Source organism: Rathayibacter sp. CAU 1779 (genome assembly GCF_054551755.1).
In genome coordinates, this window is record NZ_JBTOLK010000001.1 from 2385710 (window position 1) to 2400274 (window position 14565).

The window sequence follows — 14565 nt, forward strand, 5'->3', positions numbered from 1 at the left end:
CTCGGCATCCGCCCGCTCATAGCTGGTGTCCGAGCTTGTACTCGGCCTGCTCGGATTCCCTGGTGTACGAGAATCCGTCGGCGCCGACCGTGACGCTGAGTTCGCTGGCCTCGGTGCGGGCGAGGACCGGCTGGGGATTGCCGTCCAGGTCGAGGACGAGCGAGGCATCCGTGTACCAGGACGGCACGACAGGGTTCCCCCACCAGTCGCGCCGCTGGTTGTCGTGCACGTCCCACGTGACGACCGGGTTGTCGGGGTCGCCCGTGTAGTAGTCCTGCGTGTAGATCTCGACCCGGTGCCCGTCCGGGTCGCGCAGGTACAGGTAGAAGGCGTTCGAGACGCCGTGCCTGCCGGGTCCGCGTTCGATGCAGTCCGACCTGCGGAGCGCCCCGAGCTTGTCGCAGATGGCGAGGATGTTGTGCTTCTCGTGAGTGGAGAACGCCATGTGGTGCATCCGTGGTCCGTCGCCGCCGGTCATGGCGGTGTCGTGCACGGTGGGCTTGCGGCGCATCCAGGATGCGTAGACGACGCCGTCCTCGTCCTGGATGTCTTCGGTGACCCGGAATCCGAGATCCTGCAGGTGCTTGGTCGCTCGCGGCACGTCAGGGGTCATCTGGTTGAAGTGGTCGAGCCGCACGAGCGCGCCAGGCGTGTAGAGGTCGTACCGCCACGCGAGTCGCTCGACGTGCTGCACGTCGTGGAAGAACTCGCACGGGAATCCGAGCGGATCGATCACCCGCACGGAGTCCCCGATGCCCTTGGTGAAGCCGTCTGCGCGACGTTCGACGCGGCATCCGAGCTCGGTGTAGAACGCGACGGCGCGGTCGAGGTCGTCGGGGGTGCGCACCCGGTACGCGAAGACGGAGGCAGCGGCGACGGGGCCCTGCCGCAGCACGAGGTTGTGGTGGATGAACTCCTCGAGCGGGCGGAGGTAGACGGCGTTCTCGTCCTCCTCGGTCACCGTCAGCCCCAGGATGTCGACGTAGAAGTCGCGGGAGCGCTGCAGGTCCGTGACCACCAGCTCGAGGTAGGCGCAGCGCAGGATGTCGGGCGGTGGTGCGGACGGCGTCGGCACCGGATCGTCGCACCGGATCGGCGCCTCCTGCGAGACGTAGAAGCCCGACGAGGTGAGCGTCATGTCGTGCCGGTCGGTCATGTCAGCGTCCTTGCTTGTTGCGGGTTCTCAGCCAGCGGTGACGTGTTCAGCTCTTTCCGAAGGTCGGATTGGGGGTAGGCCCGAGCGTGATGTGCACGGCCTGCTGGTGCGTGTAGAAGTCGATCGAGCGGTATCCGCCTTCGTGGCCCAGGCCGGATGCCTTGACCCCGCCGAACGGCGTGCGCAGGTCGCGCACGTTGTTCGAGTTGAGCCACACCATGCCCGCCTCGATCGCCTGGGCGAAGATGTGCGCGCGGGTCAGGTCGTTCGTCCACACGTAGGCCGCGAGTCCGTACTTCACGCCGTTCGCCAGGGCGAGCGCCTCCTCGTCGGTGTCGAACGGGGTGATCGCCACGACCGGCCCGAAGATCTCCTCCTGGAAGATGCGCGCATCCGGTTTCACATCGGCGAACACGGTCGGGGCGACGAAGTTGCCCGTCTCGAAGCCGACAGGGCGTCCGCCGCCCGCGACGAGACGCCCCTCCGTCTTGCCGAGCTCGATGTAGCCCATCACCTTCGCGAAGTGCTCCGGATGCACCAGCGCACCGACCTCGGTGGCCGGATCGTGCGGGTATCCGACCCGGACGCGCTTCGCCTGGGCCGCGTAGCGCTCCACGAACTCGTCGTACACGCGTCGCTCGACGAGGATCCTGCTGCCCGCCGTGCAGCGCTCGCCGTTGAGGGAGAACACGCCGAAGATCGTCGCGTCGATCGCGGCATCCAGATCGGCATCCGCGAAGACCACGGCGGGGGACTTGCCGCCGAGCTCCATCGACAGGCCCTTGAGGTACGGTGCCGCGTTGCCGAAGATGAGCGCTCCGGTGCTGCTCTCGCCCGTGAACGAGATGAGCGGGACATCCGGATGCTTCACCAGCGCATCGCCGGCATCCTCGCCCAGCCCGTTGACCAGGTTGAAGACCCCGTTCGGCAGCCCGGCCTCCTCGAAGATGCCCGCCCAGAGGGATGCCGACAGCGGCGTGAACTCGGCCGGCTTGAGCACGACGGTGTTGCCGGTGGCGATGGCGGGCCCGAGCTTCCAGGACTCGAGCATGAACGGCGTGTTCCACGGCGTGATGAGGCCGGCCACGCCGATCGGTGTGCGGTTCACGTAGTTCAGCTGTCTGCCTGGCACCTTGAACGCGTCGTCCGACTGCGCGACGATCAGGTCCGCGAAGAACCGGAAGTTCTCGGCGGCGCGTCTGGCCTGTCCGAGCGCCTGCGTGATGGGGAGGCCTGAGTCGAACGACTCGAGTTCGGCCAGCCGCGCATCCCGTGACTCAACGATGTCGGCGATGCGGTGCAGCACGCGGGATCGCTCGCGAGGCAGCATCCTGGGCCAGGGGCCGTCGACGAAGGCGCGCCGAGCGGACGCGACAGCTCGGTCCACGTCGGCCTTCGTGCCGGCGGCCGCCGTCACATACGTCTCGTTGGTCACCGGGTCGAGCACGTCGAACGTGTTGCCGTCGACCGAGTCGACGAACTCCCCGTCGATGAAGTGCCGGATGCTCGTGGGCACGCCAGCGGGCACGTGAGCGGGATTCTGCGGGCCGTTCGCCCGCGTCATCGGGGAGTCCGTCATGGCAGTCCTCCGGAATCGGTGTCGGTCGTGGGACCCGGATCGGTGTCGTCGCCCGGGGATCCGCCCGCCGCCCGACGTCGGCGTGCGGCGAGGAAGGCGTCAAGCGTGCGCCACCTGTGTCCCCGCGCAGCCAGCTCGATCTCGAGCGGGTCCGCACCTGACCGGATCAGCTCAACGAGCCCGATGTGCTCCTCCACCGAGTGCGGCGCGCGTTCGGGCACGAGCGCGAACGTGGTGTCGCGCACACCGGGAAGGCGATGCCACCCCTGGTGTACGAGCTCGAGGATCATGGGATTCGGGCACCGCTCGAACAACACAGAGTGGAAGCGATGGTTCAGCCGGGTGAACTCGTGCGGGTCGAAGCGATCCAGCAGACGGCGCATGCGCTCGTTGACCTCGAGCGCCTCATCGAGGTCGGCCGCCGTCAGGTGCGGCGCCGAGAGGGAGGTGGCGGCACCCTCGACGAGTCCGAGCGTCTGCATGATGTGCACGTACTCGGTCTCGTCGACGAGCGCGACGCGGGCGCCCACGTTCCGCTCGAACGTGACGCTGCCCTCGGCCTCCAGCCGGCGGATCGCTTCGCGCACCGGCACCACGCTCATGTCCAGATCGGCGGCGATGGTGCCGAGCACGAGACGGTATCCGGGCGTGTAGCGATGGTCCAGGATGCGCTGCCGGATGTACGCGTACGCCTGCTCCGACTTGCTCGTCGCCGGCGCCGAGTGGACGGCCGTGTCGCTCATCGCCGATCCGTCCCGTGTGCGTCCCGCTCCTCGAACCGCGCGCGCCACTGGTCGTTCATGGGGAAGAGACCGTCGAGCGGATGTCCCTCCGCCGCACGCTCGGCGATCCAGGCGTCCTCTGCCTCCTGGGCGAGCGTCGCGTCGACGACCTCCTCCGCGATGGCTGCAGGGATGACGATCACGCCGTCCGCGTCGCCCACGATGACATCGCCCGGCTGCACCGTGGCGCCGCCGCACGCGATCGTGAGGTCGGCATCCCACGGGACGTGCCGGCGTCCGAGCACCGCTGGATGCGATCCGTTCGAGTACACCGGGATCCCTACCGCGGCGACGGCGTCGTGATCGCGGATGCCGCCGTCCGTGACGATGCCGGCCGCCCCGGCGGCCTTCGCACGAATGGCGAGGATGTCGCCCAGGGTGCCGGATCCGGCGTCCCCGCGTGCCTCGATGACGATCACCTCGCCGTCGCGCACCGCGTCGAAGGTGCGCTTCTGCGCGTTGTATCCGCCGCCGTGAGCACGGAACAGGTCCTCGCGATTCGGCACGAAGCGCAGCGTCTTGGCGACGCCGACGAGCTTCGACTCCGGATGCAAGGGGCTCACGCCCTCGATGAACACGTTGTTCAGGCCGCGCTTGCGCAGCTGGGCGGACAGCCCAGCGGTCGGCGCCTCGTCGAGCTTCGCGCGGAGCGCGGGGGAGAGTGCCGGCCCTGCCGAACCCGGAGCGAGGCCTGCGGCCGCTGTGCCTTGGGAGCTGAGTCCTGCGGCCTCGGACGACCCCCACGCCTCGATCCGCTGCAGGTCGTCGGCCGCGGGAAGGGATCCGAGCGCGGGATCGAACGCCTCATCGCCCTGGATGACGGTGGTGACCAGGCGACCGGAGGAGGGTGCGTTTGGCGCCGTCGGCGCATCCACCTCGATCTCCACGATGTCGCCGGGAAGCACGACCGAGGACCCGGCCGGCGTCCCCGTCAGGATGACGTCGCCACGTTCCAGCGTGACGTGCTGCGACAGATCCGCCACGAGCTGGGCGAGCGGGAAGAGCAGCCCGGCCGTCGTGTCCTCCTGCGCGGGCTGCCCGTTGACCCACGCGCGCACCCGAAGCGCCGAAGGATCGACCGTCCGGGCATCGATGAGGCGAGGCCCGATCGGCGTGAAGCCGTCGCCGCCCTTGGAGCGGACGTTCGAGCCCTTGTCGTTCGCCCGCAGGTCGTACAGCCCGAAGTCGTTCGCAGCCGTGACGAAGTCGACGTGGGCCCACGCGTCGTCGACCGTCACTCGTCGAGCCGGTTCGCCGATCACCAGCGCGATCTCGCCTTCGAACGCGAGCAGCTCCGTGCCGAGCGGACGCACGATCGGACTGTCGGACGCCGCGATGGAACTCGACGGCTTGAGGAAGTACGACGGAGCGGCCGGTCTGCGACCGCGCTGATCTGCTCGCGACGCGTAGCTGAGGTGCACGGCGAGGACCTTGCCTGGACGACAGGGGAGGGCCGCGAAACGGTGGTCTCCGGAATCCGCCGAATCGTGCCGCGCGCGCTCGTCCGATTCGTCCATGGCTCCCTCGCTGCTGCCCCGTTGCATTGTATCCGAAATCGTATATCATCTGAGATGACCCGGCAAGCACGTGCCACGGCCCCGGCAGCACAGCGAACCCAGCAGGTCTGCAGCCCGGCGGCCGAGCAAGGGACACAGGCAACCGGGTCACACGCGAGCGCGTCACAAGGGAGTCACGTCGCCATGCAGTTCCATCACCACGGTTACGTTTCCGGGGATCCGCGCGTACTGCCGGCAGCGGGATCCGGCATCGACCGGCCCGTCGAGCTGCCCGATGAGATGGACGTGCTGATCGTCGGATCCGGTCCGGCCGGCATGCTGCTCGCCGCGCAGCTGTCGCAGTTCCCCGACGTGACGACCAGGATCATCGAGCAACGCGACGGCCGACTCGCGATCGGACAGGCCGACGGCATCCAGCCGCGCAGCGTGGAGACGTTCCAGGCCTTCGGATTCGCGCCGCAGATCGTTGCCGAGGCCTACAACATCGGCTGGATGAACTACTGGACGCCGGATCCGGAGCACCGCGAGAACATCATCCGCACGACACGTCAGGCCGACTACGCGCAGGACATCAGCGAGTTCCCGCACCTCATCGTGAATCAGGCACGGGTGCTCGACTACTTCGCCGAGGCCGCGCTGCGCGGCCCGGGCCGGATCACTCCGGACTACGGCGTCGAGTTCCTCGACCTGACCGTGCACGAGAAGGGTCAACATCCCGTCGCGGTGAAGGTGCGGCACGTCGCCGGACCGCGCGCGGGCGAGGAGCGAACCGTTCGTGCCACGTACGTGGCAGGCGGCGACGGCGCTCGCAGCCGCGTGCGGGAATCGATCGGCCGCAAACACCTCGGCGGCTATGCCGCCCACGCGTGGGGCGTCATGGACGTCACCGTCGACACCGACTTCCCCGACTGGCGCACCAAGTGCGCCATCAACGCGGAGGCGGGGAACATCCTGCTCATTCCGCGTGAGGGCGGATACCTCTGCCGGGTGTATGTGGACCTCGGCGCGGTCGCCCCCGACGACCATCATCGCGTGCGGGAGACGCCGCTGGAGGCGACGGTCGCGAAGGCGAACGAGATCCTGCATCCGTACACGCTGGACGTGAAGCAGGCCGCCTGGTACAGCGTCTACGAGGTGGGCCATCGGGTCACCGACAAGTTCGACGACGTGGATGTGGATGCCGACCACGCACCGCACGTCTTCCTGATGGGCGATGCCTGCCACACGCATTCGGCCAAGGCCGGACAGGGCATGAACGTGTCGATGCAGGACGGATTCAACCTGGGATGGAAGCTGGGATCGGTGCTCACCGGCCGCAGCGGGGAGGCGCTGCTGTCGACGTATTCCGCCGAGCGGCAGCCGGTGGCGCAGCAGCTCATCGACTTCGACCGCGAGTGGTCGTCCCTCATGGCGCGCAGGCCGGAGGAGATCGACGATCCGCAGGAGCTGGCCACCTTCTACCTCGCCACGAGCGAGTTCCCCTCCGGGTTCATGACGCAGTACACGCCGTCGATGATCACCGCCGATTCCACCCACCAGGCGCTCGCGACAGGGTTTCCGATCGGAAAGCGGTTCAGGTCCGCCGAGGTCGTGCGGGTGTGCGACGGCAACGTCGAGCACATCGGTCACCACCACCTCGCCGATGGACGCTGGCGTGTCTACGCGTTCGCCGACCAGAGGACCCAGGGTGAGGCATCCGCTCTCGCCGACTGGGCGCAGTGGATGCTGGCCTCGCCCGAGTCGCCGATCGTGCGGTACACACCGGAGGACGCCGATCGTGACGCTGTGTTCGACGTCAAGGTCACGTACCAGCAAAGGTTCGAGGATGTCGACGTGTTCGCCGCCCCCGACGTGTTCCGTCCGCTGTGCGGCTCGCTGCGGCTGATGAACTGGGAGAAGGTGTACGCGACAGGCGACGGCCATGACATCTTCGAGGAGCGCGGACTCTCCCGCGACGGCGTCGTGGTCGTCGTGCGCCCCGATCAGTACGTCGCTGCCGTGCTGCCGCTCACCGAGCCGGATGCTCTCGCCGCGTTCTTCGACCGCATCATGCTCCAGCAGTCCTGAGACGAACCGATCCGGCTCGAACAGTCGAGACTTCGGCCCTCCTGCTTGGGGCATCCCTGCGCTCACGCGTTCGCCCGGATCACCTCCACCTGATACGGCGAGACCACACTCGGCGAGATGCGGCAATCGAGGAGCAGGAACGGACGCTCGACCGACGGAGTCGCCGCCCACTCTCCGAGCCGTTCCAGGTCGTCCAACGACTCGACCGCCACGCCCTCCGCGCCGACGGCACGCGCCAGGGCGGCGAAGTCCACCTGCGGGATCAGCATCGGCTCCCGTGCCAGACCCTTCAGGCCGTAGAGGTTCACCTCCGCACCGTAGGCTGCGTCGTTCCAGACCACGGCGAGGCCGCGTCCGCGAGCCACGCGCACCGCCGTCTCCAGCTCCGCGAGGGACATCAGGCCACCGCCGTCTCCCGTTGTGAGCACGACGGTGGAGTCCGGCCTGGCGAGCGCCGCACCCGCGACCTGCGGCATCCCGAGTCCGATCGCCTGATAGGCGGTGCCGACCATGAGCATGCGGTCAGGGGAGGCGACAGGCCAGTACATGTTCGCCCATCCGATGAAGTGACCACCGTCGGAGACGACGACGCGATCCTCAGGCAGAAGTTCCGCGATGCGCGCGGCCACCGAGCGCGGATCGAGCCTGCCGTCAGAACAGACGCCGTCGCCGGCCGGGCGACGGGTCAGCACGGGAAGGTCGATGGACTCGCGCCATCCGCTCGGTGTCGCCCTGCGCGCGGCGAGGGCTGCGACGAGGCGTTCAGCGACGATCCGGGCGTCTCCGCGCAGGAATCCGCCGACGTGCGGATGCGTGGCCGCCGGTGCGATATCGACCTGGGTCACCTCTGCTCCCGGCGCGAAGAGGTTGCCGAAGCGCATCGTGAACGCGTTGAGGGACGCGCCGAACACCACCGCGACATCCGCCTCCCGCACGAGTTCCATCGCACCCTCCGCACCGAAACCGCCCGTCACGCCCAGGTCGTATCGCGCGTCGGGGAACACACCGCGTCCGAGTGCGGTGGATGCCGTCACAGCGCCTGTCGCATCGGCGAGGGCGCCCAGCGCGGATCCGGCCCCGGCAAGCCAGGCGCCTCGCCCAGCCAGCAGGAACGGACGCTCCGCTCCGGCGAGCGAACCGGCCAGTCGGGCCAGCTGCGCCGTCGCGAACGCATCGTCCGGGGCGACAGGCAGCGGCATCCGGGGCGTCGGTGCGGCCGGGACCGGGCCGGCGTCGAGACGTGCGACGTCGTACGGGATCGCCAGCACTGTCGGCACGCTGTACGCGAGCGCGTGCTCAACGGCGATCACCGTCGTGGCCGCAGCGTCGGCGCGGCCCACCGTGTACGTCCGCGCGCCGACTGCTGCGGCGAGAACGATCTGGTCCACGTCCCACGGTCGCGGTCCCGAGGTCGGCTCGTCTCCGACCACGAGGATGAGTGGCACGCGAGCCTGCACCGCCTCGGCGAGCGCCGTCAGCGTGTTCGTGAACCCGGCGCCGTATGTCGCCGTGCCTGCGGCGATGCGTCCGGATGCGCGGAAGTGCGCATCCGCCGCCACGACGGCACCGGCCTCGTGCCGCACGGCCGTGTAGGTGGCGGACGTCTCACGCTCGAGCGCGTCGAGGAAGTACGCGTTGCCGTTGCCCATCACCCCGAACACGTGGTCGAGCTGCGTGGCGAGGGTGACGGCGACGTGAGCGGACACGGTGGACATGGCGGTGCCTTTCGAGACGAAACGGACGTGGGGTGCCGTATGTGTCTCGCGCGTCGCATCCCGATGCGGCGGCTGCGTGCCCCTTTTGCGAGCACCGGCACGTGGTCGTGGTGCACCCACGACGCCTGCCGGACACGCCGATGATAGCCGCGAGGGGCGTCTCGTGCCCGGATGATGGTCCCTTGGTGCTGCATCTGTCAGGCTGTGATGCGGGGTACGAGCCTGGAGGGTGAATGTCGGACGGCGAAACCGATCGCGCGGGCAAGCTGGTGCTGATCCGTCACGGGGAGACCCCGTGGTCTCGGGTGGGACGGCACACGAGCGTGACGGATCTCACGCTCACGGAGCTCGGCGAGCAGCAGGCGCGTGACCAGGGATCCATGTTGCGCGGGCACCGGTTCGCCATGGTGCTGTGCAGTCCGCGGATGCGCTCCCGCCGCACCTCCGCGCTCGCCGGCTATGCGCATCCCACCATCGACGACGACCTCGTCGAGTGGGACTACGGCGGGTACGAGGGTGTCACGACGGCGCAGATCATCCAGTCTCGCGGCGGCGAGCCGTGGGATCTGTGGACGGACGGCGTCATCCCCGGCGAAACACCGGGGGAGACCGCGGCCGACGTGCAGGCCAGGGCCCAGCGCGTGATCGACAAGTGCACCGACAGCCTCAAGGACGGCCAGGACGTTCTGCTCGTCTCGCACGGACACTTCCTGCGGATGCTCGCTGTCACCTGGGCCGAGCTCCCGATCCCGGCAGGGGCGGTGCTGCGGCTCAGCACCGGAAGCGTGTGCGAGCTCGGCTACGAGCACGAGCGGCAGGCGATCCTGCGCTGGAACTGCCCGCCGGATCCGCGCATCGACTTCACCTGAGCGCTTGCCACTGCCGGCTGAGTGTGTCGGAACCTGCACAATGGCAGAGCCCGTTCCGACACGCTCGATCGGCGGTGTGGCTCAGCCGGCGGATCAGACGACGGCGGGTTCGTCGTCCTCGGCGAAGAGCGGCGCGACGAGCACCTCTTCGATACGCCGCTGCACGATCGCCGGCATGTCGACCGACTCCGGATCGAGCAGCCACTGCACCTGCAGGCCGTCCATGAGTGCGGTGAGCTCGATCGCCGTCGCGTCGACGTCGACGTCGTCGACGAGGTGGCCGGCGTCCTTTGCTCGCCGGAGCGCGCGTGCCGTACCGGAGCGGATGCGCTCGTAACGCTCGATGAAGTACTGGTGCGCCGGATGCGATGCCTCGCCCGCCTCGGCCGAGAGCACGGCGTAGAGGCCGATGAGGCCGGGGACGGCGGTGTTGTGAGCGGCCAAGGCGACCATGCCGCGCAGGATGCCGAGGCCGTCGGAACCGCCGGATCCATTGCGCCTGAAGCGCTCGCGGTCCTCGCGGTCGCGTTCCTCCAGCACGGCTTCCAGGAGCGATTCCTTGGTGGGGAAGTGGTGCGAAAGCCCTGCGCGGGAGATGCCGCATTCGGCGGCGATCTCCAGCATCGTCGCGCCGTTGAACCCCACGCGGCCGAAGAGCTCGGTGGCCACCTGGATGATCCGTTCGCGGCGTGCGCGACCGCTCGCGTAGCCCTGTTCCATCGTTGACATCCCCACCATTGTGCCCGTCCGCGCGGGCCGATCCGGGCACCGCGAGCCGAAAATCGGCACATTTGCAGGTTTTCGTGACAAAACCGGCACTCCTGCCGGTTTCCTGTGTTAGCGTGCCGTATCCGCTCGCCGACATGCATGCCGGGCGGATCCGAATTCGTGTCACCCGAACCCTCAAGGACCAGCCATGACAATGTCGTCACAACCGGCCGCACCCGAAGCGGCGCCGATCACCGAGACCACGTTCATCGCCACCGCCACCGGTGAGGACGACCCGCCCACACCGATCAAGGGTGTCCGCCGTCTGCTCTGGTGGAGCATTCCCGCCAATCTCGGCATCTTCATCGTGTGGGGGTCGGTGCCGAGCATCCTGCTTCCCCAGCAGGTGCAGCTCATCGACAAGGCTCAGGGACTGGCGAACCTGACCATCATCGCCACGATCGGCGCATTCGCGGCGCTCGTCGCGCAGCCTGTGGCGGGTCAGATCTCCGACCGCACCCGGTCGCGGTTCGGCCGGCGCGCGCCCTGGATCGTCCTCGGCGGACTGGCCGGCGCTCTCTCGCTCGTGGGACTCGCCTTCTCGCATTCGATCTGGGCCATCGCGATCGTCTGGCCCCTGGTGCAGATCAGCTTCAACTTCGCCCAGGGTCCGCTGAGCGCCGTGATGCCCGACCGCGTTCCGCTGAAGCGACGGGGAACGTTCTCGGCGTTGGTCGGGGTCGGCACGATGGTCGGTGCGCTCGGCGGACAGATCATCGGGTCCGTCTTCTTCAACAGCATCTCTGTCGGATACATCTTCTTCGCAGTGTTCTCGATCCTGATGCTCACGCTGTTCTGCGTGTTCAACCCGGACTACTCGAGCACCAACATCACGCCGGAACCGTTCAAATTCATGGACTTCGTCAAGACGTTCTGGGTCAACCCGATCAAGCACCCCGACTTCTTCTGGGCCTTCACAGGGCGCCTGCTCCTCTACACGGGGTACTTCGCCGTGACCCAGTTCCAGCTCTACATCCTGCAGAACTATTTGCACGTGAAGACGCCGGAAGCGGTCATCCCCGTGCTCGGACTCATCAGCATCGCCGGAATGGTGCCGATGATGGTGATCTCCGGTCCCATCTCCGACAAGCTCGGCCGTCGGAAGCCGTTCGTGTTCGCGTCGTCGATCGTGATGGCGGTGGCGCTCGTGCTGCCGTGGGCCTGGCCGACGCTCACCTCGTGGATGATCATGACCTTCGTACTCGGGCTCGGTTTCGGCATGTTCGGCGCCGTCGACCAGGCGTTGATGACCCAGGTGCTGCCGTCCGCCAAGTCCTTCGCGAAGGATCTCGGAGTCGTGAACATCGCGGCGACGCTTCCGCAGACCGTCGCGCCCGCCGTGGGCGGTGCTATCGCACTGACTTTCGGATACGGCGGACTGTTCCCCGTCGGCATCGTGCTCAGCGTGCTCGGCGCGTTCTGCGTCTGGTTCATCAAGTCCAGCAAGTGAGCGTCCGCAGGCGACGGGCGCCCGGCCCGCCGCCTGCGGCATCCGCTCGTCGCACTCTCGGCGAAAGCTCGTACCGTCGGCAGAACGACCGGCGCAACACACAGAAGGAAAGCAATGACCAACGAAACCCTGCGCGACGTGCGCTTCCCCTACCAGGACGCCGCGCTCGCCGTCGACCAGCGGGTGAACGACCTTCTCGCGCGCATGGACGCCGCCGACAAGGCGGGCATGCTGTTCCACACCATGGTGTCGTTCGGTGATCCCGCCGTCGGCAACCCGACGTTCGGGCTGCCTTCGGCGCTCGCCATGGTGCGCAACCGGCGCATGAACCACTTCAACCTCCTCGGGGCGGCGCCAGGAGGACGCGAGTTCGCCGCGTGGCACAACGCGGTGCAACGGGTCGCGCTCGAGGCGCCGCTGGGCATCCCGATCACGTTCTCCACCGATCCGCGCCATGCGTTCAGCGACAACCCGCTCACGTCGATGATGTCGGGTCCGTTCTCGCAGTGGCCGGAGACACTGGGCTTCGCCGCGATCGGCTCACCGGAGCGCCTCGAGCGTTTCGCGGAGGTGGCGCGGCAGGAATACCTGGCCGTCGGACTGCGGGTGGCGCTGCATCCGCAGATCGACCTGGCCACCGAGCCGCGCTGGTCGCGCATCGCCGGCACGTTCGGTGAGGATGCCGACCTCACGTCCCGGCTCGTCGTGGGTTACATCCGCGGATTCCAGGGAGACGCGTTCGGCACCGAGTCGGTGGCCACGATGGTCAAGCACTTCCCGGGCGGCGGACCGCAGAAGGACGGCGAAGACCCGCACTTCGCGTGGGGTCGCGAGCAGGTGTATCCGGGCGATGCCAGGGAGTACCACCTGAAGCCGTTCATCGCGGCCATCGGAGCCGGCGCGACGCAAATGATGCCGTACTACGGCATGCCGGTCGGCACGGACTGGGAGGAGGTCGGGTTCGGCTTCAACAAGGGAGTCATCACCGACCTGCTGCGCGACGAGCTCGGATTCGACGGCATCGTCTGCACCGACTGGGGCCTGCTCACCGACGTGACGGTCTTCGGAGCCGACATGCCGGCAAGGGCCTGGGGTGTCGAGCAGCTCAGCCGTCCTGAGCGCATGCTCAAAGCCCTGGACGCCGGCATCGACCAGTTCGGCGGCGAGCTGTGCACCGACGTGCTCCTGGACCTCGTGGCAGAGGGTCGTGTCACGGAGGAGCGTCTCGACGTCTCGGTGCGCCGCCTGCTGCGCGAGAAGTTCGTTCTCGGCCTCTTCGACGAGCCCTTCGTCGACGAGGACCGGGCGGAGGCCGTCGTCGGACGCGCCGACTTCGTGGCGGAGGGCCTGGATGCGCAGAGCGACTCGCTCACGCTCCTCACGAACACGGATGCCCTGCTGCCGCTCTCGCGCGATCTCAAGGTGTACGCGGAGGGCGTCGAGGCGAGCGCGCTCGCCGCGTACGCCACCGTCGTCGCGACGCCCCAGGAGGCGGATGCCGCGATCCTGCGCATCAAGGCGCCCTTCGAACCGAGCGACAAGGGCGGATTCTCCGACCTGTTCCATTCCGGATCGCTCGAGTTCCCCGCGGAGGAGCACGACCGTCTGACGACCATCGCGAACACCGTGCCGACCGTCATCGACATCTATCTCGATCGGCCGGCCGTGCTCGGCGGCCTTGAAGAGTCGGCGCGTGCGGTCCTCGCGGACTACGGTGCGAGCGACGGGGCGGTGCTCCGTGTGCTGTTCGGTGAGCGCTCGCCGCAGGGCTCGCTTCCGTTCGATCTGCCCAGGTCGATGGATGCCGTGCGCGCCAGCCGCTCCGACGTCGCGTTCGACACGGAGAACCCGACGTTCCGTTTCGGGCACGGCCTGCGTTACTGAGGCACAGACGGCCGGCCGACGATCCGTTCGGTCACGTGGCGGAGGGTGCGAGCGGCGCGATCCGCTCGCACCCTCCGTCGTCACGACTGGAGTCCGACGATCCCACCGCCGCGAAGCGCGTTGATGGAGCCCCTTGACAGACGGGCTCCCGACCTGGTGATGCCAGGGTCCGAGCTGCGGCGCCGGGCGTAGGGTGGCCCCGTGAAACGCATGTGGCCGTTGCTCGTCGTCGGTGTGATCGTCGGCATCATCGGGCTGGTGTGGATGCTGCAGGGCCTGAACGTGCTGGGCGGGTCGGCGATGAGCGGGTCGACTCTGTGGGCGACCGTCGGACCGATCGTGCTCGTCGTCGGCGTACTGCTGATCATCGGCGCCGTCGTGCTCGGCCGCCGCCGGCCCCGCTGACACGGCTGAGACCTGAAAACAGGAGAAGCGACCGAAAACAGGCCAAGTGCTCCTGTTTTCGGGGCGAGAGCGCGATCCTGCCTGTTTTCAGACACGCACGGAGGCTGTGCCGGCGCCGTGCGTTGGGGTCTCGTCAAGCCGACTGCGGTGCGCGGGTTGGGCGCCCGCGCCCACGGTTGGAGGTGGGCCGCTCGTGGAGGCGGCGGCTGTGCCGGCGCCGGTCGTTGGCCCTCGTCAAGCCGACTGCGGTGCGCGGGTTGGGCGCCCGCGCCCACGGTTGGAGGTGGGCCGCTCGTGGAGGCGGCGGCTGTGCCGGCGCCGGTCGTTGGCCCTCGTCAAGCCGACTGCGGTGTGCGGGGGTGGGGCCCCCGCG

11 protein-coding genes are annotated in these 14565 nt (G+C 68.4%); 5 read left to right on the forward strand and 6 right to left on the reverse strand.

Annotated features, from left to right (window positions below):
* Positions 1–16: 16 nt before the first annotated feature.
* From hpaD to ACX9R5_RS10930, 4 genes are read right to left on the reverse strand one after another with little or no spacing between them, the layout of a single operon-like run.
* On the reverse strand, positions 17–1156 hold the full coding sequence (hpaD, locus tag ACX9R5_RS10915; protein WP_459408992.1) for a 3,4-dihydroxyphenylacetate 2,3-dioxygenase: 1140 nt from the start codon (positions 1154–1156) through the stop codon (positions 17–19).
* Between the two features lie 46 nt (positions 1157–1202).
* Positions 1203–2720 carry a 5-carboxymethyl-2-hydroxymuconate semialdehyde dehydrogenase gene (gene hpaE / locus ACX9R5_RS10920; protein WP_459409079.1) on the reverse strand — a complete coding sequence of 506 codons (1518 nt, stop codon included), beginning with the start codon at positions 2718–2720 and terminating at the stop codon, positions 1203–1205.
* Positions 2721–2731: 11 nt separating this feature from the next.
* Positions 2732–3478 carry a GntR family transcriptional regulator gene (locus ACX9R5_RS10925; protein ID WP_459408993.1) on the reverse strand — a complete coding sequence of 249 codons (747 nt, stop codon included), beginning with the start codon at positions 3476–3478 and terminating at the stop codon, positions 2732–2734.
* The gene (locus ACX9R5_RS10930) at positions 3475–5034 is read right to left on the reverse strand and encodes a fumarylacetoacetate hydrolase family protein (RefSeq protein ID WP_459408994.1); all 1560 of its coding nucleotides are present in this window, start codon (positions 5032–5034) and stop codon (positions 3475–3477) included. The genes ACX9R5_RS10925 and ACX9R5_RS10930 overlap by 4 nt, the downstream gene beginning before the upstream one ends.
* Before the next feature lie 183 nt (positions 5035–5217).
* On the opposite strand from ACX9R5_RS10930, the gene ACX9R5_RS10935 reads away from it, so the two are divergent.
* The gene (locus ACX9R5_RS10935) at positions 5218–7101 is read left to right on the forward strand and encodes an FAD-dependent monooxygenase (RefSeq protein ID WP_459408995.1); all 1884 of its coding nucleotides are present in this window, start codon (positions 5218–5220) and stop codon (positions 7099–7101) included.
* 62 nt (positions 7102–7163) lie between these two features.
* Here ACX9R5_RS10935 and ACX9R5_RS10940 read toward each other — a convergent pair whose 3' ends face one another.
* Positions 7164–8816 carry a thiamine pyrophosphate-binding protein gene (locus tag ACX9R5_RS10940; RefSeq protein WP_459408996.1) on the reverse strand — a complete coding sequence of 551 codons (1653 nt, stop codon included), beginning with the start codon at positions 8814–8816 and terminating at the stop codon, positions 7164–7166.
* A gap of 233 nt (positions 8817–9049) precedes the next feature.
* Here ACX9R5_RS10940 and ACX9R5_RS10945 point away from each other — a divergent pair, with 233 nt between their 5' ends.
* Positions 9050–9685: a histidine phosphatase family protein gene (locus ACX9R5_RS10945; protein ID WP_459408997.1), complete on the forward strand. Its 636-nt coding sequence runs from the start codon at positions 9050–9052 to the stop codon at positions 9683–9685.
* Between the two features lie 93 nt (positions 9686–9778).
* On the opposite strand, the gene ACX9R5_RS10950 is transcribed toward ACX9R5_RS10945, so the two are convergent.
* Positions 9779–10414, reverse strand: coding sequence for a TetR/AcrR family transcriptional regulator (locus ACX9R5_RS10950; protein ID WP_459408998.1), 636 nt, complete (start codon positions 10412–10414; stop codon positions 9779–9781).
* 187 nt (positions 10415–10601) lie between these two features.
* Here ACX9R5_RS10950 and ACX9R5_RS10955 point away from each other — a divergent pair, with 187 nt between their 5' ends.
* The 3 genes from ACX9R5_RS10955 (at position 10602) to ACX9R5_RS10965 (ending at position 14192) form a co-directional block, all read left to right on the forward strand.
* Positions 10602–11903 (forward strand): MFS transporter, encoded by a 1302-nt coding sequence (locus ACX9R5_RS10955; RefSeq protein WP_459408999.1) that lies wholly within the window; start codon positions 10602–10604, stop codon positions 11901–11903.
* 114 nt (positions 11904–12017) lie between these two features.
* Positions 12018–13787, forward strand: coding sequence for a glycoside hydrolase family 3 protein (locus ACX9R5_RS10960; RefSeq protein ID WP_459409000.1), 1770 nt, complete (start codon positions 12018–12020; stop codon positions 13785–13787).
* Positions 13788–13997: 210 nt separating this feature from the next.
* Positions 13998–14192, forward strand: a complete 195-nt coding sequence (locus tag ACX9R5_RS10965; RefSeq protein ID WP_459409080.1) for a hypothetical protein — start codon at positions 13998–14000, stop codon at positions 14190–14192.
* Positions 14193–14565: the final 373 nt, after the last annotated feature.